Annotated in this window: 17 protein-coding genes and 5 pseudogenes; 12 read left to right on the forward strand and 10 right to left on the reverse strand. The window is 59.8% G+C overall.

All coding sequences use genetic code 11. The features are described 5' to 3' along the window. Positions 1-700: 700 nt before the first annotated feature. Positions 701-1,024: a DUF6894 family protein gene (locus tag ACRQ5Q_RS42345; RefSeq protein WP_439400224.1), complete on the forward strand. Its 324-nt coding sequence runs from the start codon at positions 701-703 to the stop codon at positions 1,022-1,024. Between the two features lie 306 nt (positions 1,025-1,330). Here the strand turns inward: ACRQ5Q_RS42345 and ACRQ5Q_RS42350 are convergent. Further along, positions 1,331-1,478: pseudogene (locus tag ACRQ5Q_RS42350) on the reverse strand (DUF3606 domain-containing protein). A gap of 502 nt (positions 1,479-1,980) precedes the next feature. Here ACRQ5Q_RS42350 and ACRQ5Q_RS42355 point away from each other — a divergent pair. Then, positions 1,981-3,537: a hypothetical protein gene (locus ACRQ5Q_RS42355; RefSeq protein ID WP_439400225.1), complete on the forward strand. Its 1,557-nt coding sequence runs from the start codon at positions 1,981-1,983 to the stop codon at positions 3,535-3,537. Positions 3,538-3,897: 360 nt separating this feature from the next. Here ACRQ5Q_RS42355 and ACRQ5Q_RS42360 read toward each other — a convergent pair whose 3' ends face one another. Beyond that, positions 3,898-4,251, reverse strand: coding sequence for a transposase (locus ACRQ5Q_RS42360; RefSeq protein WP_439400226.1), 354 nt, complete (start codon positions 4,249-4,251; stop codon positions 3,898-3,900). An 82-nt stretch (positions 4,252-4,333) separates the two neighbouring features. Here ACRQ5Q_RS42360 and ACRQ5Q_RS42365 point away from each other — a divergent pair. From ACRQ5Q_RS42365 to ACRQ5Q_RS42400, 8 genes and pseudogenes are all read left to right on the forward strand, one after another. Further along, positions 4,334-4,621: pseudogene (locus ACRQ5Q_RS42365) on the forward strand (IS110 family transposase); the annotation flags it as partial. A gap of 242 nt (positions 4,622-4,863) precedes the next feature. Next, entirely contained in the window at positions 4,864-5,529 is a 666-nt protein-coding gene (locus ACRQ5Q_RS42370) for an HdeA/HdeB family chaperone (protein ID WP_439400227.1), read from the forward strand. 497 nt (positions 5,530-6,026) lie between these two features. Beyond that, on the forward strand, positions 6,027-6,794 hold the full coding sequence (locus ACRQ5Q_RS42375) for a tyrosine-type recombinase/integrase (RefSeq protein ID WP_439400228.1): 768 nt from the start codon (positions 6,027-6,029) through the stop codon (positions 6,792-6,794). An 11-nt stretch (positions 6,795-6,805) separates the two neighbouring features. Continuing rightward, entirely contained in the window at positions 6,806-8,017 is a 1,212-nt protein-coding gene (locus ACRQ5Q_RS42380) for an IS91 family transposase (protein WP_439400229.1), read from the forward strand. A 276-nt stretch (positions 8,018-8,293) separates the two neighbouring features. Further along, complete coding sequence (gene istA, locus ACRQ5Q_RS42385) at positions 8,294-9,832, forward strand: IS21 family transposase (RefSeq protein WP_439392910.1); 1,539 nt, start codon at positions 8,294-8,296, stop codon at positions 9,830-9,832. Positions 9,833-9,847: 15 nt separating this feature from the next. After that, a complete protein-coding gene (istB, locus tag ACRQ5Q_RS42390; protein WP_439392912.1) occupies positions 9,848-10,591 on the forward strand; it encodes an IS21-like element helper ATPase IstB in 744 nt (247 codons plus the stop codon). An 848-nt stretch (positions 10,592-11,439) separates the two neighbouring features. Next, positions 11,440-11,748, forward strand: a pseudogene (locus tag ACRQ5Q_RS42395) (septal ring lytic transglycosylase RlpA family protein); the annotation flags it as partial. Positions 11,749-11,965: 217 nt separating this feature from the next. Beyond that, positions 11,966-12,074, forward strand: a pseudogene (locus ACRQ5Q_RS42400) (transposase); the annotation flags it as partial. Between the two features lie 272 nt (positions 12,075-12,346). On the opposite strand, the gene ACRQ5Q_RS42405 reads toward ACRQ5Q_RS42400, so the two are convergent. Together ACRQ5Q_RS42405 and ACRQ5Q_RS42410 are read right to left on the reverse strand one after the other, a co-directional pair. Next, entirely contained in the window at positions 12,347-12,961 is a 615-nt protein-coding gene (locus ACRQ5Q_RS42405) for a phasin family protein (RefSeq protein WP_439400230.1), read from the reverse strand. A gap of 198 nt (positions 12,962-13,159) precedes the next feature. Continuing rightward, entirely contained in the window at positions 13,160-13,660 is a 501-nt protein-coding gene (locus tag ACRQ5Q_RS42410; RefSeq protein WP_439400231.1) for a Phasin protein, read from the reverse strand. 1,114 nt (positions 13,661-14,774) lie between these two features. Between ACRQ5Q_RS42410 and ACRQ5Q_RS42415 the strand changes: the two genes are divergently transcribed. Next, on the forward strand, positions 14,775-14,939 hold the full coding sequence (locus ACRQ5Q_RS42415) for a hypothetical protein (protein ID WP_439400232.1): 165 nt from the start codon (positions 14,775-14,777) through the stop codon (positions 14,937-14,939). 1,118 nt (positions 14,940-16,057) lie between these two features. Here the strand turns inward: ACRQ5Q_RS42415 and ACRQ5Q_RS42420 are convergent. The 5 genes from ACRQ5Q_RS42420 to ACRQ5Q_RS42440 all read right to left on the reverse strand — a co-directional run bounded on the left by ACRQ5Q_RS42420 (position 16,058) and on the right by ACRQ5Q_RS42440 (position 17,975). Then, complete coding sequence (locus tag ACRQ5Q_RS42420; RefSeq protein ID WP_439400233.1) at positions 16,058-16,345, reverse strand: hypothetical protein; 288 nt, start codon at positions 16,343-16,345, stop codon at positions 16,058-16,060. A gap of 165 nt (positions 16,346-16,510) precedes the next feature. Continuing rightward, entirely contained in the window at positions 16,511-17,011 is a 501-nt protein-coding gene (locus ACRQ5Q_RS42425) for a hypothetical protein (RefSeq protein WP_439400234.1), read from the reverse strand. A gap of 12 nt (positions 17,012-17,023) precedes the next feature. Further along, positions 17,024-17,326 carry a hypothetical protein gene (locus ACRQ5Q_RS42430; RefSeq protein ID WP_439400235.1) on the reverse strand — a complete coding sequence of 101 codons (303 nt, stop codon included), beginning with the start codon at positions 17,324-17,326 and terminating at the stop codon, positions 17,024-17,026. A gap of 64 nt (positions 17,327-17,390) precedes the next feature. Next, positions 17,391-17,579 carry a hypothetical protein gene (locus ACRQ5Q_RS42435; protein WP_439400236.1) on the reverse strand — a complete coding sequence of 63 codons (189 nt, stop codon included), beginning with the start codon at positions 17,577-17,579 and terminating at the stop codon, positions 17,391-17,393. A 33-nt stretch (positions 17,580-17,612) separates the two neighbouring features. Then, positions 17,613-17,975: a hypothetical protein gene (locus ACRQ5Q_RS42440; RefSeq protein WP_439400237.1), complete on the reverse strand. Its 363-nt coding sequence runs from the start codon at positions 17,973-17,975 to the stop codon at positions 17,613-17,615. A 219-nt stretch (positions 17,976-18,194) separates the two neighbouring features. Between ACRQ5Q_RS42440 and ACRQ5Q_RS42445 the strand changes: the two are divergent. After that, a pseudogene (locus ACRQ5Q_RS42445) lies at positions 18,195-18,822 on the forward strand (tyrosine-type recombinase/integrase). A gap of 121 nt (positions 18,823-18,943) precedes the next feature. Here ACRQ5Q_RS42445 and ACRQ5Q_RS42450 read toward each other — a convergent pair. Then, on the reverse strand, positions 18,944-19,426 hold the full coding sequence (locus tag ACRQ5Q_RS42450; protein ID WP_439400238.1) for a lipocalin-like domain-containing protein: 483 nt from the start codon (positions 19,424-19,426) through the stop codon (positions 18,944-18,946). Positions 19,427-19,441: the final 15 nt, after the last annotated feature.

The following is a 19,441-nucleotide window of genomic DNA, read 5'->3' on the forward strand; positions in this document are numbered from 1 at the left end:
TGATCGCCAGCAGCTTGGCTCGCATCCGTTTCTTGATCGTCTTGCGCCTGATGACGAACGAGCCCCATGTGCGGTAGTTTCCTGGCCTCTCTCGTTACGTTGGTTTTAGTAATTCCGACGAACGATAGATTCGACCCCCCGACCGTCAAGCAGAAGCTCTCGCTGCAATGATAAAAGCTCTGGCAGCGACGTGCCCCCTGGAGCGCGAAACGTGGCTGCGCATCGCATTGGCGTGGAACAACTTAACGAACCTACTCGATAGTAAGGGCGCGGCGTGACTAAGTTCGCGCCGAGCCGGCCTTTTGCCGATCCAGAGGCCGCCGCTCGCAAGCTGATCGAGCCTTGACAAGAGCATCGAGGCGGCGCCGTTCCTTTCGAAGAACGGTTGCCAGGCAACGGGCGCAGAGTTCGGCGCCGGCATCAAGTTCGCGGCCGAGCGCCGCTGACAAGCCACCGGCTGTTCTCCAGACTTCGCCAAGAAGCACAAGCGCAGTTGTCCAGTTTGGACAGTTTGCCGAATTGACTTGAGGCGAGCCGAAGCCGAATATGTGTTGGTCCGGCATCACGAGCGCCTGGCTCAAACAGAAGCCCTTTCTGATAGAGCAGCTCCCTCGGCGGAGCTGGCTCCCCGGCCTTGCGGCCGGAACTCATCTTAGACTGCGGACGTTACGGCCAGTTTTGGTAAATCGAATTTCGGACGATGCCGCGTTACTTCTTCAACATTACGCACGAGCGCTTGGTCACGGACCACCTAGGTGAAGAGTTGCCTGATCAGCATGCCGCGTGGAAAGAGGCCACGGTCATGGCCGGCCAGATTTTACAGGGGCTCAAAGGCCACCTGAGGCTCGGTCGCGAATGGCGGATGGAAGTCACCGATGAATTTGGGAATCCCCTCTTTGTCTTGCGCATCAACGCCGAACGCGCTGTTCCATCGTCGCGCCTGGACGAGGCGCGGCGGATCATTGAGGAGTACGCTGCCGATCTCCGAGAGCTGCTTCAGAAGCTACGCCGCAAGATGAACTAGGGCGCCTGCTGAAACCATTGGCTAATGGGTGCATTGTTCCGCCATCACCGGCTGAGGCTATGCCGTAGGCGTCGGTGGCTGAGAGACCAAGCGCGCTGCCGCCGCAAACACAGCTTCGACCCAAGAAACAATCCAACAGGGATTCAAATTTGTGAATCCAAAGCAAAAGGAACGCTCCAGCCCACTCGCGAGCGAGCTGGAGCTTAGTCCGGCCCCAGGTCTTGCGGGAGGGAGGGGCACGCAAGACTGATCATTGAAGTGGCGGCGGCAGAGACTCGTTCTAACAAGCGACGGTTCTTACGTCCCTCATCGTCCAAGGCGCCGTTCAACCTTCTTACGACTGTACCGCTGAAACCGAGCGGCCAGTCTTCTTCGCCTCCTAGCAAACCTCGTAATCTTGTCCGCCCGCCACTCGCACCCGGTGGTCACCAGCGCCGAGAATGCTGCGAGCGATCTATCGCCCAGCGCAATTTCACCGCAAGCGACGTTCTGCGTGTCAAAGTACGCAACTGCTAAGGCGCTGCGCTCGGCCGGAGAGCGCAAGACAATAGTGAAGACCAACGATGCTGACTTGCTAAATCACGCCAAAAAATTGGTAGTTGTTGCCAAAGCGACCTTCCTGCAGTGCTGCCACCAACAGCGGACATCCGAATGCTGGCATCACCCGCTCCAAGATCATCGGGCGCGTTCTAGTTCATAATCCGGGTGAAGCGTGGATGCAGCTACTCTACTACCGCCAACTCTCCGAATAGGGTGGATGCTATCGCCGACGAGACGCTAGCGCGCTGGTTCGTTGCAACAAACCGTTTACCGTGGCCGCTTTGGCGCAACGCATGGGCCTTTTCCTTACACTTTGGTTAGCGCAGACTGTCGTGTTGAATTGACATTTCAATTTTTGCTCCCGGATTGGGCGCGTTCTTCGATTGCGCCCTTTGCCCCAGCTGTGAGGTGACGGAATGAGAAAGCACCTTGACGGAAGTGATCCGCTCTTTGGCGGCGACCATAATCTTGGATTTGGTGATCGGTTTTTCGATTCCAGTTCGTCGAATGATAATTTCAATTTCTTCCCAGACCCGGACGTCCCGTCTCAAGTAACGCTTCACGTTCACGCCACGACGACATCGTCGACTTCTACAACCCCGCTCGTCAACAGTTCCTCGACGATCACTGATGTCGACTATCATTGGGACGGTATAACCTTCGCGCAAAGCGGCGGGTACTATCCTCCGGACAACGCTCTCGCAGCAGGAGCGCACATCGTCATTACGGCTGAGAACGACGCGATCCAGTTCACGACTTTGCAGGGCACCGCCGCGCAAACCGAATCGCTGAACACGTTCTTCAGCCCTGTGCTGAGTTCGGGATACTTCCTCACCGACCCCAGGGTGCTCTACGATGCCACCCATCACCAATTCGTGGTCGCTGTGGATGAGGTGAGCAACACTCTGAACAGCAGCTACGTCCTGCTGGCCGTCTCGAACTCTGATTTGACGACCACATCGCTCTCATCGGCCAATTGGCAGTACGAGGCGGTTTCAACCACGTACAGCTTGAATGGTCTGACGACTTGGTCGGACCAACCGCTGGTCGCCGTGGACGGACACAACATCTACATCTCGACCAACCAGTTCACGCCCTCCTCGTCGGGGACATTTCAGGGTACTGCGGTCACGATTTTGGACGACGGCTTGTACAGCGGCAGCTCATCCGCCGTTCTCAGCACGAAGAACTACGCGGCGCCATCCTACCAAACGGCGGAAATCGTCGGCGGGGGGACGTATTACGGGGAATATTTGGTCTCCAATACGCATAACAGCCTGAGCATATTCGAGTCGCTCAACGGAGCGAGCACTAGCCCGGTCACGGTCTCCCTCAACAACATCGATTTCGGCAACGGCAGTTATTCCGTCAGTCAATACGGCACGAAATACAAGCTGGATGCCGGCGACGGCAGAATCACCAGTGCTGCCTACGATTCTGTCAATCAAAAGCTGTACGTCGTGTTCGAAGGGCAGCCGCACAATACACCTGCAACTCCGTCGGTCGAGTGGGTGCAACTCGATATGACGGCCTTCAATGCCTCTGGAGGAACGACCGCTCCAACCGTCATGCACGTTGGCGATCTGAATAGCCTTCTGCCAACAACAGGGGCAACGGCCGGAGCGGCGACATTCAACGGATCGGTGGCGGTCGATACCAACGGAGACGTCCTTTTCAATTTCAATGTGAGCGGGTCAAATATGTACCCTGCCGATTATTTCACTTTTTGGAAGGGGGCCGGCGGCGCAACGTCGAGTACGACGCCAAGTTTCGCCACGCCGATCGACTATCACGACAGCGTCGCGGCTTATATCGATCCGGGGCGTAACCCTGTCGGTCGCTGGGGCGATTACTCGACTGCAACCTTCGATCCCGCGCATGCCAATGGATTCTATATTTCCAATGAGTTCGATAATGCGAGGTCTTTCATTTATTCGAGCTGGGGCACGTCGGTCGACCACGTACTGGTGTGAATCGCACTGGCGCGCCGGTGGCCGCTTAGTCAGCACTTAACGGCGACAAAAAGACGAGTCGTGTGTTGGCTGTCTGCGCAGCCCATTGGGCCATGCCCGCGAAAGACCTTCAAGGGCGCCCCGCGGCCGCACCGACTACGCAATGACAAAATTGGCTTGACGAACAGCGCAAACCAGCTTGCTTGAAAGTGCCGCAGAAGATGCCTTGGCCCATGTGGGTTGTCCTGATCGCCGGATCGACCGGCGCTGCATTAAGTGCTGTTCGTCCTTTCCAACCGTTACGTCACACCCGGATGACCGGCTGTGATCTCGTTCACGCCGTAAGAGCGGCGGGTTCCCTGTAGCGTTCGCTCCTGGCCATCATCGCCCATGCCATCCTGGCGAGCTTATTGGCGAGTGCGATCGCAGCGACCTTGGTGGGGCGTCGCGCCAACACCGGGTGAGCCAGGGCCGATGGCCCGTGCCATGGATCTTGGCATAGCGGATCACGGCGAGCGCGCCAGCTGTAAACAGGCTGCGCAAATAGCGATCGCCTCGCTTGCTGATACTGCCAAGCTTGTCCTTGCCGCCGCTCGAGTTCTGCTTCGGCACGAGCCCAACCCAGGCCGAGAAGTCCCGTCCCGATCGGAAGGCGTTGGCATCGGCAACGCTCGCGACCAGCGCTGTTGCCAGCGCCGGCCCGACGCCCGGGATGGCGTCCAGCCGTTTGCTCATCGTGCTTGATCGATGCCAGGCGATGATGCGTCGGTCGAACTCCAGGATTTGGGCCTTCAGGGCCCGCAAATGGAGAACAGCCATGGAAGAATATATTGGTCTCGACGTGTCGATGAAAGAGACGGCAGTCTCGATCCGCCGCGGAGGTGAGCGGATCTGGCGCGGCAAGTGCCCAACTGATCCGAGTATCGTCCCCGAGCTCATCCGCAAGCGGGCGCCATCCGTGAAACGCGTCGTATTCGAGACCGGACCGCTATCGGTATGGTTCTATCATTCTCTGCGCACCGAAGGTTTGCCAGCGATCTGCATCGATGCGCGCCGTGCTAAACCGGCGCTCGATATGGCGACCAATAAGACAGACGCAAACGAGATGACCAATCGCGTCTTGATCGTTTGCTTGACAGCGGATCGGCCGTCCTCGCTCCGGGAAGGCTTTTGACAGTATCAGCGTCCAGAAGCTACCAATGGTCAGCGCTAGAGTTCGCCCGCTTAGCGGATGGCGATCAGGATTTGCGGAGAATGTCGAGACTGATCCGGCCCTGCCATATGGCGGGATGCCTCGTCTAAGGCGTGAACCGATCCTGAGCCAGCGCGGGACGCGGGTTCGGCTTGTTGATCCAGATCAAGATTCCAGATCGCCTATTCAAAGACAATTCATTATTAGCTCGTTTTGTAGCGCATGAGTTTGATCACAGCGCCATTGGTCCGTTCAGCTACTCCATGAGGGGGAAGGTCATCACAATGAGCTTCAGGTCGAAGATTTTGACGTTAGCAATCGCGATTCTCCCGGCGCTTGCCGCTTCAGCGCCTGCCGCAACGGTGGACATGCGCAGCATCACGTGTGGCGATTACCTTGCGATGCCGGCTGCATCGGCGAACAAATTCTCCGCGTGGATGACCGGCTGGTTCAGCTATCAAACTAACAAGACCTATGTCGATTTCGACATCCATCGCGCCAATGTCGCAAGCGTAAGAACCTGGTGCCAAGGCCATGGGACAGCGAGTGTTATGTCAGCCTTGGAAAATCCGGTCGTCGTAAAGGGGATCGCCGATCCGTCGACAGATTTCAACAAGATCACGTGCGGCCAATGGTTAGCGTATCGCCCGGACGATCGCGAGTTCGTCACCTATTTTATGAGTGGTTATTACAACGCCAACGCAAGCAACTCGATCTTGGATTACGATCGCCTGCAGAAAAATCTGACTGCTGTCTCGACCTATTGCAGCAAGAACAAATCCCGCACTCTGCCGACAGCCATTCAGGCTAAAGCCACCTAAGCGCGAGCAATCTCCCATATCGAATGCGTGCCGCTGCTTGCTTTCGGCCATTGCCAAATGAAAAGGGCCACAACAAAATGGGGAACCATTTTCTGCGGTAGAGGTCGGCTCTGAGTCACGAGCGCCGTTTGGAATGTCGGCCGATTGCTTCCGGTCTACCCCGAGGAGCCGACAATTGAGGACGTCGCCCGAACTTCGCATTCAGGCCAGAGCACAAAGTCGCTGCGCTCCAGCCCGCTGCGCGGGGGCAAGAGCCGAGAGAGCGGTAGTCGGATCCCAATAGCCGTTGGAGAGCCCCGTCCTGAGAATCGAGGTGTCGTCAACCTCTCTCAGAATGGAGCTCTCCATGAGCGAGACCAACACCGTCAGTCCGCTGCGCCAGCGTATGATCGAAGATATGGCTGCGCGCAAGCTCAACCCAACGCAGTCACATCCAAAGCTGCAAGCGGTTTGCCGCCTGGCTTAAGCACTCGCCCGATACGGCCGCACCCGATGAGGTGCGGCATTTTCAGCTGCACCTCACCGAGAGTGGTACCAGCATCTGCAACCGCAATCGGATCATGACCGGCGTGCGGTTCCTGTTCCGAGTCACGCTGCGCCGCCACGATCTGGCGGCCGAGGTCTGGCACATCAAGGAGCCGCAGAAGCTACCGCCGGTGCTGAGCCCCGAGGAGGTCAAACGTGTCCTGACGATGGCGACGAGCCTCAAGGCGCAGACGATGCTGACGCTGGCCTATGGCTGCGGTCTGCGTGCCGGCGAAGTGGTGCGGCTGCGCGCAGGCGACATCGATAGTGCGCAGATGATCATCCGCATCGTGCAGTCGAAGGGCCGCAAGGACCGCAACGTGATGCTGCCGATGGAAGTTCTCGACCTGTTGCGGCAATGGTGGAAGGTGCGACCGACCAGGCATGATGCCGTTGTCGCGCCGGAACAGCGCTGGCTGTTTCCCGGCCGCAGTCAACATCGGCCGCTGACCACGCGTCAGTTCAGCCGGCTGTTCAAGGAGGCGGTCAAAGACGGGGGATTGCGCAAGGCGCTCTCTCTTCACACGCTCCGTCATAGCTTCGCGACCCATTTGCCAGAGCGCGGCACCGACATTCGCCTGATTCAGGCGTTGCTCGGACACGACAAGCTCGAGACGACGGCCCGCTACACCCGCGTGGCGACAGGCATAATCGCCAGGATCGAGAGCCCACTCGACGGCCTGAGCGCACCGCGTCGTAGGCGGGCGAAGCGGGCCACCACGGAGCCGCCGGCGCCATAGCGCCGCCGGCTATGGCTCGACCAGCTCTGGAGCTCGCGGACATTCTCCGCGATCACGGCCCTGCGTGGCGCGAGGCCAATCGCGGGCATGTCAGCCTCGACCAGTTGAAGGTGATGAGTGCCATCGAGCGCTGCCGCACGGCGGCGCTCGGCGGGCATGTCGCACGCTGCGAGAACGTAGCATGCGGCCACACGGAGATCGCCTACAATTCCTGCCGCAACCGGCATTGCCCGAAGTGCCAGGCTGCGGCGTCACGCCAATGGCTGGCCGACCGCGACACGGAGCTGTTGCCGGTGCCGTACTTCCACGTCGTGTACACGCTTCCGAGCCAACTGCGCGAGATCGCTTACCAGAACAAGCGCGTGATCTACGACCTGCTGATGAAGGCGGCGGCCGAGACAACGCTCGCCATCGCCGCTGACCCCAAACGTCTCGGTGCACGGATCGGTATCACGGCCGTGCTCCACACCTGGGGCTCGGCGCTCACCCATCACCCACACGTACACATGATCGTGCCGGGCGGAGGACTCTCGTTCGACGGCTCACGATGGATCACCTCGCGCGACGACTTCCTCGTCCACGTCAACGTGTTGGCGCGTCTGTTCCGCGGCAAGATGCTGGCGATGCTCATGGATGCGCACGACGCCAAACAGCTGACGTTCTTCAACACCCATGCCGGGCTCGCAGACAAGAGGACGTTCAAGCGTTTCATCGCCCCGTTGCGGCGGATCAAGTGGGTGGTCTACTGCAAGGCGCCGTTCGCAGGGCCGGAGCAGGTGTTGCGCTATCTTTCCCGTTACACCCATCGGGTCGCCATCTCGAACCGCCGCCTCGTCGCGGCCGAAGACGGCGCCATTGCGTTCCGCTGGAAAGACTACCGCATCAACGGCGCGGGCCGCTGGAAGACCATGCGGCTTCACCCGCACGAGTTCATCCGCCGCTTCCTGACGCACGTGCTGCCCAAGGGCTTCCACCGCATTCGCCACTACGGGCTCTTTGCCAACGCCAACCGCGCCGAGAACATCGCGACCGCCCGCGCACTCCTCAATGCCACCCCACCCGCCGCCGACTCGCAAGAGCAGCTGGATAGGGCGACGGATGGGCCACGCGTGCTGCCTTGCTCATGCCCTTGCTGCGGCGCCCGCATGATCGTGATCGAGGTGTTCGCGCACGGCTGTCAGCCGAGGTGGCGTCCTACGCCGGATAGGATCGACACCTCATGACCCAGGCCTCCCGTCGACCTCGCAGCTTCCCGCTCCGATGGCGCTGGCTCCACGCCGGCAGCGCCCGCTCTCGATCCAATCTGCGCGTTCCAGCCGATCGTGATCACCGATTCCAGGCCATCGTGATCACCCATTCCAGAGCATCGTGATCACCGTTTCCAGCCGATCGTGATCGCTATTTCCAGCGATCATGATCGGGGACAACCAGGAGGCGCCCACCGCTGACAGTCTGCAACCGGGGTAGCTCGGTCTTTTGCCCAACCGCAGAGGATCGAGATGCCGACAGAGAGACTGTCCATGCGCCACATTCGCGAAGTTCTACGCCTGCACTACAGCGTCGGCATGTCGCAACGCGCCGTTGCCCGCAGCCTCGGTCTGGCCCAGGGCACGGTCAGTAAGTACGTCAACCGAGCCCGCCGCGCCGGTCTGACCTGGCCGTTGCCAACGGAGCTCGATGACGACGTCCAGCTCGAGAACCGCCTGTTTCCGCCGCCTTCCGATCGGCCCAGCGACGAGCGTCCGCATCCGGACTGGGCGCTCGTGCATCGCGAGCTGCGGCGCCCGAACGTCACGCTGATGCTGTTGTGGGAGGAGTATTGCGACGCAAACTCCGACAGCTTCAGCTATGCGTGGTTCTGCGAACGCTATAAGGAATGGGCCGGCCGCCTCAAGCCGACCCTGCGCCAGGTCCATGTCGCCGGCGAGAAGCTGTTCGTCGACTATTCCGGCCACACCATGGAGGTAGTTGACGGGCTCACCGGTGAGGTGCGCAGCGCGCAGATCTTCGTCGCCGTGCTCGGCGCCTCGAACTACACCTACGCCGAGGCCAGCCTCACCCAGAGCCTGCCGGACTGGATCGCCTCGCACGTGCGGGCCTTTGCCTTTTTCGGCGGTGTGGCCCGGCAGACGGTGAGCGACAATTTGAAGGCCGGCATCACCCGGGCCTGCTTTCACGAGCCGATGGTCAACCGGACCTATGCCGATCTCGCCCGCCATTACCGCACCGCCATCGTCCCGGCGCGGCCGTATCGGCCGCGCGACAAAGCCAAGGTCGAGGTCGGGGTCCAAATCGTCGGGCGATGGATTCTGGCGCGTCTGCGCAACCGCCGCTTCTTCTCGCTCGCCGCCCTCAACGAGGCGATCCACAGCCTCCTTGTCGAGCTGAACGATCGACCTCTCCGGAGCTGGGGGCGAAGTCGGCGCGATCTGTTCGAAGAGTTCGATCATCAGGCGCTCACCCCCTTGCCGGATGAACCGTACGAGTATGCCGAGTGGAAGCGCTGCCGGGTCAACCTCGATTATCACGTCGAGATCGCCAAGCATTACTACAGCGTCCCTCACAACCTCTTGCATCAGGAGGTCGAGGCTCGCATCACCCAAAAGACCGTCGAGATCTTCCTCCGTGGCAAGCGCGTGGCCTCGCATCTGCGCAGCACCTTGCCGCATCGCCCGACCACGATTGCCGAGCATATGCCGAGTTCGCATCGCCGCTATCGTGACTGGACCCATGAGCGTATTCGTTCCGAAGCCGCCAAGGTCGGCCCCGACGCCGACACCCTGATCGACGTCATCCTGCGGTCGCGGCCGCATCCGGAACAGGGCTTCCGCTCCGCGATCGGCATTCTCGGGCTGGTCAAGCGCTACGGCCAGGAACGCGTCGACGCCGCCTGCGCCCGGGCCCTGCTGCTCAACGCCCGCTCGTACAAAACGGTCGCCGCCATCCTCAAGAACGGCACCGACAGAACCGCGCCTCCCGCCGAGGAGGCGCCCATCCTCTTCCACGCCAACATCCGTGGCCGCAGCTACTACAATTGATCAGGAGAGATCAGCATGCTTATTCACCCCACCGTCGATCGCTTGCGCGCCCTCGGCCTCGCCGCCATGGCCGATACCCTCACTGAACTGCAGAACAACCCCGAGGCGGCCGAGATGCCGCACGCCGATTGGCTCGGCCTCCTCGTCGATCGCGAGGTCACCGCCCGCGACAACCGCCGCCTCACGCGCCGCTTGACCAGTGCCAAGCTCCGGCAAGCCGCCGCCATTGAGAACGTCGACTATCGCACCGCTCGCGGCCTTGACCGTTCGCTCTTCCAAACCCTCGCCACCTGCCAATGGATCCGTGAGGCCAACCACCTGGTCATCGTCGGCCCAACCGGCACCGGCAAGTCCTGGCTTGCCTGTGCGCTCGGCAACAAGGCCTGCCGCGACGGCTTCTCCGTCCTCTACAAGCGAACATCCCGCCTGTTCGCCGATCTCGCCCAGGCGCGCGGCGAAGGCCGTCTGGCGCGCCTGATCGCCGCGCTCGAGCGCGTCAATCTCCTCATCCTTGACGACTGGGGACCCGAACCGCTCACCGCCGACCAGCGCCGCGATCTGCTCGAGATTGTCGATGATCGCTACGACAAGGGATCCTTGTTGATCACAAGTCAGGTCCCCGTGTCGCAATGGCACGACGTCATTGCCGATCCCACCCTTGGCGATGCGATATTGGACCGCATCATTCACAATGCGCACCGCCTCGAGCTCAAAGGCGACAGTCTACGGCGTCAGGCTGGCGAAAAGAAAAAACCGTGAGCACCTCGCGCACGATCGCCCCGCCGGCCCACAGGCCCCTCCCGCGCGCGTCGCTCCGTCGCTCATGGGGGCACTCCGCGCCGCGCACGGGGCCCTCCCATGGACCGCCGGAACGATCTCCGAACCAACCCGCCAGCCTTGACCAGGAGACCATTTCCAGCACACATAAACCCGTCAGTCGTGTTCGCCTCCGCATCTGATCACGATCGCTGGAATCCGTGATCACCATCGCCTGGAACACCTGATCACCATCCCTGGAATGCGCATCCAATCACGGTCATCAATACGCTGAGAGCCTGTTGATGCACTCCGAGCAGCCGCCGAGATGCCTATTGCATGCTCCCGACCTCGCCTCCGAACCTACCCGCAGATCTCATCCTGCCTGCGTCGCGTCCACCATCGAGGGCGGCGCCAGCATCAAATCCCCATAGCACCCGCTGCCCAGCCGATGCCAAACTCCCGCGACTTCGTGCCTTGGCGCTTTTTGGACGCCGGCCAGTCGAGCGTACCGAGCCACCTTGTTGCCGGCGTCCAAAAACCTGCACATTTCCGGACTCATGCGTCGCAGCAAAAGAGCACGACGTCGGTACGCGCGTATCGCTATGAGCGACGAACTTCGGCTCAATTGATATCCCCTTGGGCGGGCTAGGAACCTCCGTTTTCAGAGATCGTTGGCCGCTTGGTCGTGGCGCTCGCCGGGGCCGTGATAGAGGTGGCCGTGTGGACGATCGGCCGGATCGTGCTCGAGGGCGTACCGACCTACTCCTCGAGAGACGGCGGCTGCTGATTCCAAACCCGAGAGAGGTCTTATGAAAACGCCGTTAGCGGCGATGGCTCTGCTATGCTTGTCTGCCGGCCCTGGCGCGGTTTGCGAGCGCTCCTTTTCCGGCTTGGCTTCCTACTACTCCAACGAAAGCGGCAGCAGGACGGCCTCCGGCGAGCGTTTCGACGATCGACTGCCAACTGCGGCGCATCGCTGCTTGCCGTTCGGCACGAAGCTGCGGGTGTCGCGCGGCGACCGGTCGGTCGTAGTCACTATCAATGATCGCGGCCCTTTCGTCCGTGGGCGCGTTCTCGACCTGGCACTGGCCCCGGCGCGCGAACTCGGCCTAGTGGGACCTGGCATTGCGCAGATCCACGCAGAGGGCGTGGACTAGGGGACTAGGAGAAATCGGCGCACGACAATCGAGAATTGTCGCCCGGCGATGAAAGCTCGGGGCGGCGACCGAACGTCCGTTGAGGGTCATTTTGGACGCATTTGGCAGAGATTGAGGACTGGTTGATGTTCGCTCCTGTCCGTAAGCGCCGTACCAAGAGCGTTGCGTTTGGCCGGACTGCCGGTGATTTCAAACTCCCGAACCGGGGGCTCGAATCATGCGCTACGAACTCGCCGACTATGAATGGACCGCCATCAAGCCGATGCTGCCGAACAAGCCGCATGGCGTTCCTCGGGTGAACGACAGACGGGTCTTGAAGGGCATCTTCCGGATCCTCCGATCAGGGGCGCCAAGCACTTGCCTCTGCCCATGATGCCACTGTCCAGATGATCGACACTTCCATTGTCCGCGTGCATCAGCATCGAGCCTGCATCACAAGGAACCAGCGCCAATCGATGGGAAGGTCCCGCGGCGGCTGACGAGCAAAATCCATGCGGTGGTCGACGCTAATGGTCTGCCGGTACGGCTGGCGCTGGCTACGATGAAACGAAAAGACAAGAGCGGCTAAACCGCTCTTGTTCGACTAAAGGCAACAAACTTAGGCGACCTTGATCTGCTTTCCGGCGTCTTCAGCCATTTTCAGCGACATATCGGCTATCCTACGGCTACACTCCAGAGCGGTTTCTAGGGTCTCCCGCACCATGTCACTTTGCACCGCTGCAAAGTCCTGAGGCGTTCGGCAGGCCCACAATTCAGTGATGTGGTTCATGTTCTTCTCGACCTGATGCTGAACCATCTGGAAATACTCCCGAGACATTCCACCCAGGACTTGGGCAGCCGCGCTGCCGGTGTAAAGTATAGTTTGCGCATTGCGCGCCGACCGCTCCATTGCCTCCGTCGCCTGTTGCACCCCGTCGCCCGACACGCCCAGCGTGCGACCAAATTGCTCGGCAGACCGTCCCATGACTGAGGTGGCCGTTTCTAGGCCAGAGCGCCATGTTTTCTGTAGCGTCTCAGCGTTTTGCTTGAGCAGATCAGCACCTACTTTGGCCACGTCCTCACCGGCCCGAGCCGCAGCCTGCCCGACTCGCGCGGTATGATCAGCTGCAGCTTGCCCGATATGGCTCGTCTGATCAGCAGCCTTCTCGCCCGCGCGGCCGGTTGCATCTTCCATGCCGTGCGTAGGTTTTCCATCTTGGCGAAAGTTTGCCATGTTTCTTCTCCCTTCACTGTAGGGTAGATGACCGACCCAGCTTCCTTCCCGAGCAACGCGATGTGGGTGATGCCGTTCCGAGGTGAATGATCTTTTCTGCGATCCTCGACGGCGCTTAGGCACGACGGCAACATGCGCCCGCCGCCGTCGCCGGCAAGTAGCCGGTCCGGTCGCTCCTGGCAGGCTCAAAGCGCGCGATTATCGTCTTGTGAGTGCAGCCAGTTCCGTCGACTGCTTCCCCACCATGTCAGCACGTCTTTTTATCGATTCTCCAATGAAATCGACGAATTGGAACGGCGACCTGATCGTCAGAAGCTTCTGGCTTAACTCAAAGGCAAATCGCATGTTGGCTTGCGTCATTTCCACGAGCTTCAGCTGATAAGCCACCATATTTCGCGTCACTGAAGCAAAATCAAACCCTAGCATCTGACCGGGGCCGTCTTGCATCACCGGTTTCGCAGCGATGGCAGCCTCTTGCACCGGTTTCGGAATGGGGGCCACTTGCTTGTCAACATTGGGAGCTTCTTGTTTTGGATCGCTATGAAGCTCAAGGGGGGATTCAATCAGCCCAGCGGCAACAGAGCGCAACAGATTGTCTTTCGCGCTTCTAACAACCGCTTGCTTATTCCCATGGGCTCGCGTGGCAATGGCGGGGGTGCGGGCGCGCTTTGACGCCTTGATAGGTTTACGCTTACTCATCTGAGGCTCCAAGCTCGTAGATATTTGAAAAGACAACAGTCCGTCCAACCCAGCGTTCCACTGCGCCGGCACAACAGTGACGTGCTGCAGTTCAGCTGGCGCGGCAAGATTGGCGCGAACTTATAGTGCTAGAGCGGAAGATTTATCATGGCCGCGTACACTGCCAACAGTGCGACGCTGCTATTAAGTTCGGGGGATTTACGCAACTCCGACTGCCGCCCTTGCGGTGCTGCTGGGCGCGATAGGGGTATGGTGCCAGATCCCCTGCAACTCGCACATAAGCTCTACCCGAGGGAGCCACTGCGGGTCCCTTCAGCGCTTTCACGTCTGGATTCATACCGAGCAGAACCTCAGCTGGCCGGATGGTATCGGGTCACAGCTCTTGTTCGTTCTCGTGACTGTTGGCGTTGTCGAAATCGTTCGGGCTTGCATCCAAAGCGGCTAGTTCTCCGAGACGCAAAAAGCCGCGCCCGTGTAGGCCCAGGAGCCGTGGCGGTCATTCACCAGTCAGCGGCAGCGATCTGCCGTGGAGGTCGCTGAGCGCGTCCTTAAGCTCGCGGCTCAGGGAGAGCGTCACCCCGAGAACATCAAGCGACACTTGCGAAACGAGTTCTTGGGAGCAGATGTCTCGCGGCATTTAGAGGCCCGCCAGCGGGAACCGGCGGGCCAAGGGATATCTGGACTAGACTAGGACCCTAAGAGTGTCAGCCAGATTGCGGTTGACGAGTAGTACCAGCCTCCGAGCTCGTGGGTGGCGTGCTAAGCACGCAGTTAGCTTCGGTCATTTTTGAAACCCTTCTGGTGATCGAGGTTTAGAGCTGGGGTAAGGCGTGGCGCCGAGAGCAGCCCGACCTGCCCAACCGGCCCGAGGCCATCCGCGGGCCGGTTGAGATCGGGCTGGGCAGAGCCTTTTCCTTTGCAAGGCCACGATGGCAAAGACCCGCGTCGCCAGCGCTGATCGAGCCAAAGACTGGCCGTAAAAACCATCGATCGCTTGGTCGATCCGGACACTCCGTCCGAAGGGAACGTGGTTCGCAGGCGCAGGCTGGTGAAAGGACCCTCGGAATTCCGGGAAGACCGTCTCGATCAACCCCGACCCAAAAAGAGATAGGGGATGGACGCGTTCGCCGAGCTACTCCGGTCGCTGAGGCTTGGGCATTGGCTCATAATCGTGGGCTGCGTCTTGATTGTTCTCGGCGCATCTGGCCTGCTGATCCGACGATCCCGCCGAATCAGCTCTGAAGTCGAGGACGACGTGACGCCCGACGCCAAAGAGTAAATCTGGGGAGAAGGATGATCATGAGGACTCCGCTGATTCTCGCCGCTGCCATCCTCGCCTTTTCGGCATCCGCCTTCGCTCAAACTGCGGCGCCCAAGCGGACCGCGCCGCCCAAAGCCCGCGCGGCCAAGCCGCAAAAACAGCCGCCGGCCCCAATGGGTTGTAAGCTCGTGGGAACGGTGAAGGGGACCAAGCTATGGGCGGGCGATTGCATGGCGCCTCCAGAGCTCCGCGGTACACCTGCTGCAGAGCCCGCAGCGCCGGCAGCCCCTCCGGAAGCAACTGACAAGCAATAGGCTAGGTGAAGAATGAGCACGTCGGTGTTGGAGAGCATGAAAAGCAGGCAGGCGAGCTGGAAGCACAAACCCGTGCGCTCCAGCAACAGCCAGGCCGCGACGAGCTGCTTCGAGAGATTGAAGAGCTTCGGGCAAAGCTGGACCGAGAGACCGCCAAGGCCACTGAAGTGCGGCCTTCCTGCTAGTGCTTGCTCGCCGATGCGTCCCGCAGGCTCATCCCGTTCTGCAGGACGGTTGCCCGTTATGTTCGTGAGGTAAGTTTTTGCCTACGCGATTGTGTGAAGATGGGTGCGATTTAAGCAGCCAGCCATCCCCCGGCTGGTCGAGATCGAAGAAATGAGTGGCACTGCTCTATCAACTGCGGTTTGGTGCGCCAGTATTCCCTTGGCTTTGGCGGCCTTTATATTTCTCAATCCGCCTTGGATGGGTGCTGGATCGGCGGCATTGATCATGATTGCTGGCGCTATCGTTTCCCGGATCATCTGGAAAAGACACACTGATCCGGAGACCAAACGCCGGGAGTTGGAAGATCGCGTCCGCAATTGGTTTCCCTAAAGGCGAAGAGAAAATAGCCGGCAGGATCCGCAATTCCGAAGTGGATGATGCGTTTCGAGTTTTGCCTGCCGACTGGCCGCGCGAGAGCAAGAAAAGATGCGGACGCTGCATCTTTTCCGAGTCTGGAATAACGCCGGAGCGTTTCCGAGAGGGGCGTGAAACCTCTACTTCTTTCGATTTTGCAGTTCTCGAACCTTCGTGTCGGCCAGCACCTTGCTAATTCAGGCAGTCTCAAATAGCAGGCAAAGGTGAACGGGCAGGCAACCGCTAATCCCTCCCCGTTTTCGTTTGTACTCCCTCGTAGCAGACCGGCTTTGGAGAATGGGTGTTTGGACGGATCTTGCGGGAGAAATCGCCTACATCCAACGACAACAGCATGGCCTTCCCGGTTGCCGCGCTCCAACGGCATGCCCCGCTCTGCTCGACGCCGAACGCCAATTCACGCCGGCGGCCGGCCGATACCTTCGGCGAGATGCGCGCGACTTTCGAGAAACACGGTACGTTGGTGCAGAGCAACAACGGGCCCGGCTCAAAAATTCGATTGGAAATACTCATCACGACCTCAATACAACCGGACCGAAAACCATCTCAAACCTGCTCCGGATGTGCCGATCGGCACTTATCGTTTTCTGGATAAGGATGCTCGAGCGCGTGCGGAGACGTTTGAAAGAGAGATGAGGCACCGCGGGTTGCAGTTTGATCCGATCGACGCCGGTGTGGTCACGAATGCTCCTTCTTCGACCGCAGTCCTCGGAGCACCGATAAGGCGGCTGGCACCAGCAGTTTTTCCGCCGCGACGTCGAGCGGATTGTGCACGAGCGCGGTCACGCTCTGCTTCACGTTCCTGATCTCCTGGCCCAAGACATCGATGGTCAGCTTGATTTCGCGCGCATCCTCATGAAGGGATTCTAGCGCGGTCTTGCGGACCTCGAGCGCCACGTCAATTTCCGGTCCCGGATGGGACCTTAGAGCGATCAGGAGCACGATCGCTGCAATGGTAAAATCCACGAGCGCCAGAACAGTAGCCGCCCAGACGGTTCCAAGCGAATTTTGCAACGCGTTATAACCGGCGACATTTGCCATTCCGAGCCCGAACACCGCGATCAGAGCCGCAAAAGCCAACAAGCCAAGCCGGCGCGCGAGCACGTTGAGCCAAATTTTTCCGATCAGCATGTCCGCTTTGCGCAGGACCTGAAGATCGCGCAGAAGATGATCGATCATGGTTGGGCTCCCTCAGCGCCTGCCGAGCAGGCGGCCGATCAAGATGCCGAGGACCAGTGCGCCGGCAACGCTCTGGGTCGGGTGGGCCGAAATGCTCTTCTCGGCCTCACCAAACAGTTCGGTGACTTCGTCAGCGAGTTGGCGCAGGTAGCCCTGCAGCTCGGCTTCGTCCGGCGTCGAAGCATCCGTGGCGCTTGCCGGTGGGGGCGATGCTGCAGCCGATTGCTCGACCACTGCGATGCGATTGTTTTTGGCACTCGCAAGCTCGTCCTGCAGCGATTTCAACTCGCGCGAAACCAGGACATCGGTTGTCATACATCCCTCCTGGACTCAGTGTTGCGAACCAAGCGGTGGTTTCAGCTCTTCGAGCCAGAGCCCTTCAGGCGTCCCATGCGGCTTGGTTGGCTTGATCGAATGCCTTGCGGGATTCCGCCAACGCGGCGCTCAGGACCGACCAGGACTCGCTCCCCGCCTGCTTTAGCTTCTGAAGACGCGCTTCCGCTTCAGCCGCATCGATTTTCATCTGTTTGAGTGCGGCATCGACATCGACGCTGCGGGCCGCGGCCACTTTGGCCGCCGCCTCACGTAATTTATCCGCCGCCTAGCTCCAGGCCTTCGCCTGCGCCGCTGCAATATCCCTGAATGTGGCCTGCTGCTGCTCGATCTGCTTGCCGGCGCCTTCGAAATAGGTCTTTACCTGGGCTTCGAACCCGTCCCATTGCGTTTCAAGATCCGTCTTGGCGCGGGCCAAAGCGGATTCGGTGGCTTCCACTTGCGTTTTGAGCAGCGCTCGAAATTCGTCACGACGCTCTTTCAGATCGGCGACGATCTGATCGACCTTGACCTTGGACTCGGCCTTTGCCTGGTCAGCTCTGACCTCGAAGGAAGCCAATGCGGCGTCCATCTCGTCGATCCGCTCTTTGGCCCAATTCAGGTGTACATGCATGCTGCTCTGTTCTGGCATGACCATCTCCTTGACTAATTGATCAATTATTTCCGAGCTTGGCCCAGCTCGTGTTGACCTGCGTCAAGTTGGAGATCCGCCATGTCTCTTGTGGGTCATTTTCGCCCCTCCTGATGACCGGCTTGGACCGGAGGGCATCTCCAATTGTCTGAAAGCGGACATAGGGTAAGAGGGTTTCTCACCTGAGAATGACCGGCCTCATTAACTGAGGAGGTCGCTATGACCGATGTCTTAAGTTTCAACGAGAAACTCGCCAAGCGCATACCATGGAATAAGGGAAAGATCGTCGGCGCAAAGCCGCCGCTCCGTCCGAAGCACGTCTGGGCAATTCGAACAAAGCTCCAAGTGGATGGCCGGATGCGCGAGCTGGCGCTGTTCAACGTGGCTATCGACAGCAAGCTGCGTGGCTGCGACGTCGTGGCCGTGAAGGTCGATAACGTTGCACCACGCGGATATGCGGCCGACCGCGCGACCGTCCGACAAAAGAAGACCGGCCGACCAGTCAAATTTGAACTAACGGAATCGACGCGCCAGGCGATCGACGAATACCTGCGCGTGACCGGCAAGAAGTCAGGCGAATACCTGTTCACTGGCCGCCGAGGGGCTCGACACATGACGACCCGCCAGTATGCCCGTATCCCACTGGCTCGCTGACATAGGATTGGACCCGCACCTGTTCGGGACGCATTCCCTTCGCCGAACCAAAGCGACCTTGATCTACCGCCGAACCGGCAACCTGCGAGCCGTGCAGCTCCTTCTGGGACACACCAAGATCGAGAGTACCGTCCGATATCTCGGCATCGAGGTCGACGACGCCCTCGCGATAGCGGAACAAGTTGACGTCTGACTTCGGGGGCAGAGCAGACGGGCTCTGCTCTGACCTTACAAGGCGGCTTCGGCCAACACCGCAAGTAGTCGCGCAGACAAAAGCCGCCCGACGCGGCCGCTCGTCAACCGCTCCAAATCAGTTATCGTCCCTTGACCCGCTCGAACGTCAAGATCCCGACTCCTTCACGTCCATCAATCGGGCTCTTGTTGGTTTCCGTCTTGATGCTAAGCTTGTCGCCATCAATCACGTAAAAGCGGACCTGATCAGTTCCAAGCCGGCGACCGTCCCACTCAATGTCAATGTGGTGGACAACCTTGCCCGGTGACAGCGTGTAGGTGCCGCCGTAAGCCAACATTGCCCTATGCAACTTGATCCGCTCCTCCCCAGTCGGCTCATTTAGCGGATGCAGTTGATCTTCCGCGACAAAAAAGGCGATCATTCTTCCGTCTGCGCTGTAGCTGAGGTACCCGTTCGGTTGCTTGCCCAGTTGATCGTAGCGCTCGCCGCTACCCACGACTTCGCGAATAAACGAAGTCAGGTGCCATGTGCCTAGCAATGGATTTTCGTCAGCCGCGGCAGAGTAAGCTCCTAATACCGTCAGCAACATCGACAGCAGTTGCATTCGACATTTCATGCG

It is taken from the genome of Bradyrhizobium sp. PMVTL-01 (assembly GCF_051861855.1).
Lineage (GTDB): Bacteria > Pseudomonadota > Alphaproteobacteria > Rhizobiales > Xanthobacteraceae > Bradyrhizobium.

Coding starts and splice junctions, on each gene's coding strand:
- ACRQ5Q_RS42345 (WP_439400224.1), top strand. CDS start 701: ATGCCGCGTTACTTCTTCAACATTACGCACGAGCGCTTGGTCACGGAC.
- ACRQ5Q_RS42355 (WP_439400225.1), top strand. CDS start 1,981: ATGAGAAAGCACCTTGACGGAAGTGATCCGCTCTTTGGCGGCGACCAT.
- ACRQ5Q_RS42360 (WP_439400226.1), bottom strand. CDS start 4,251: ATGAGCAAACGGCTGGACGCCATCCCGGGCGTCGGGCCGGCGCTGGCA.
- ACRQ5Q_RS42380 (WP_439400229.1), top strand. CDS start 6,806: ATGGCTCGACCAGCTCTGGAGCTCGCGGACATTCTCCGCGATCACGGC.
- istA (WP_439392910.1), top strand. CDS start 8,294: ATGCCGACAGAGAGACTGTCCATGCGCCACATTCGCGAAGTTCTACGC.
- istB (WP_439392912.1), top strand. CDS start 9,848: ATGCTTATTCACCCCACCGTCGATCGCTTGCGCGCCCTCGGCCTCGCC.
- ACRQ5Q_RS42405 (WP_439400230.1), bottom strand. CDS start 12,961: ATGGCAAACTTTCGCCAAGATGGAAAACCTACGCACGGCATGGAAGAT.
- ACRQ5Q_RS42410 (WP_439400231.1), bottom strand. CDS start 13,660: ATGAGTAAGCGTAAACCTATCAAGGCGTCAAAGCGCGCCCGCACCCCC.
- ACRQ5Q_RS42415 (WP_439400232.1), top strand. CDS start 14,775: ATGGACGCGTTCGCCGAGCTACTCCGGTCGCTGAGGCTTGGGCATTGG.
- ACRQ5Q_RS42420 (WP_439400233.1), bottom strand. CDS start 16,345: ATGAGTATTTCCAATCGAATTTTTGAGCCGGGCCCGTTGTTGCTCTGC.
- ACRQ5Q_RS42425 (WP_439400234.1), bottom strand. CDS start 17,011: ATGATCGATCATCTTCTGCGCGATCTTCAGGTCCTGCGCAAAGCGGAC.
- ACRQ5Q_RS42430 (WP_439400235.1), bottom strand. CDS start 17,326: ATGACAACCGATGTCCTGGTTTCGCGCGAGTTGAAATCGCTGCAGGAC.
- ACRQ5Q_RS42440 (WP_439400237.1), bottom strand. CDS start 17,975: ATGCCAGAACAGAGCAGCATGCATGTACACCTGAATTGGGCCAAAGAG.
- ACRQ5Q_RS42450 (WP_439400238.1), bottom strand. CDS start 19,426: ATGCAACTGCTGTCGATGTTGCTGACGGTATTAGGAGCTTACTCTGCC.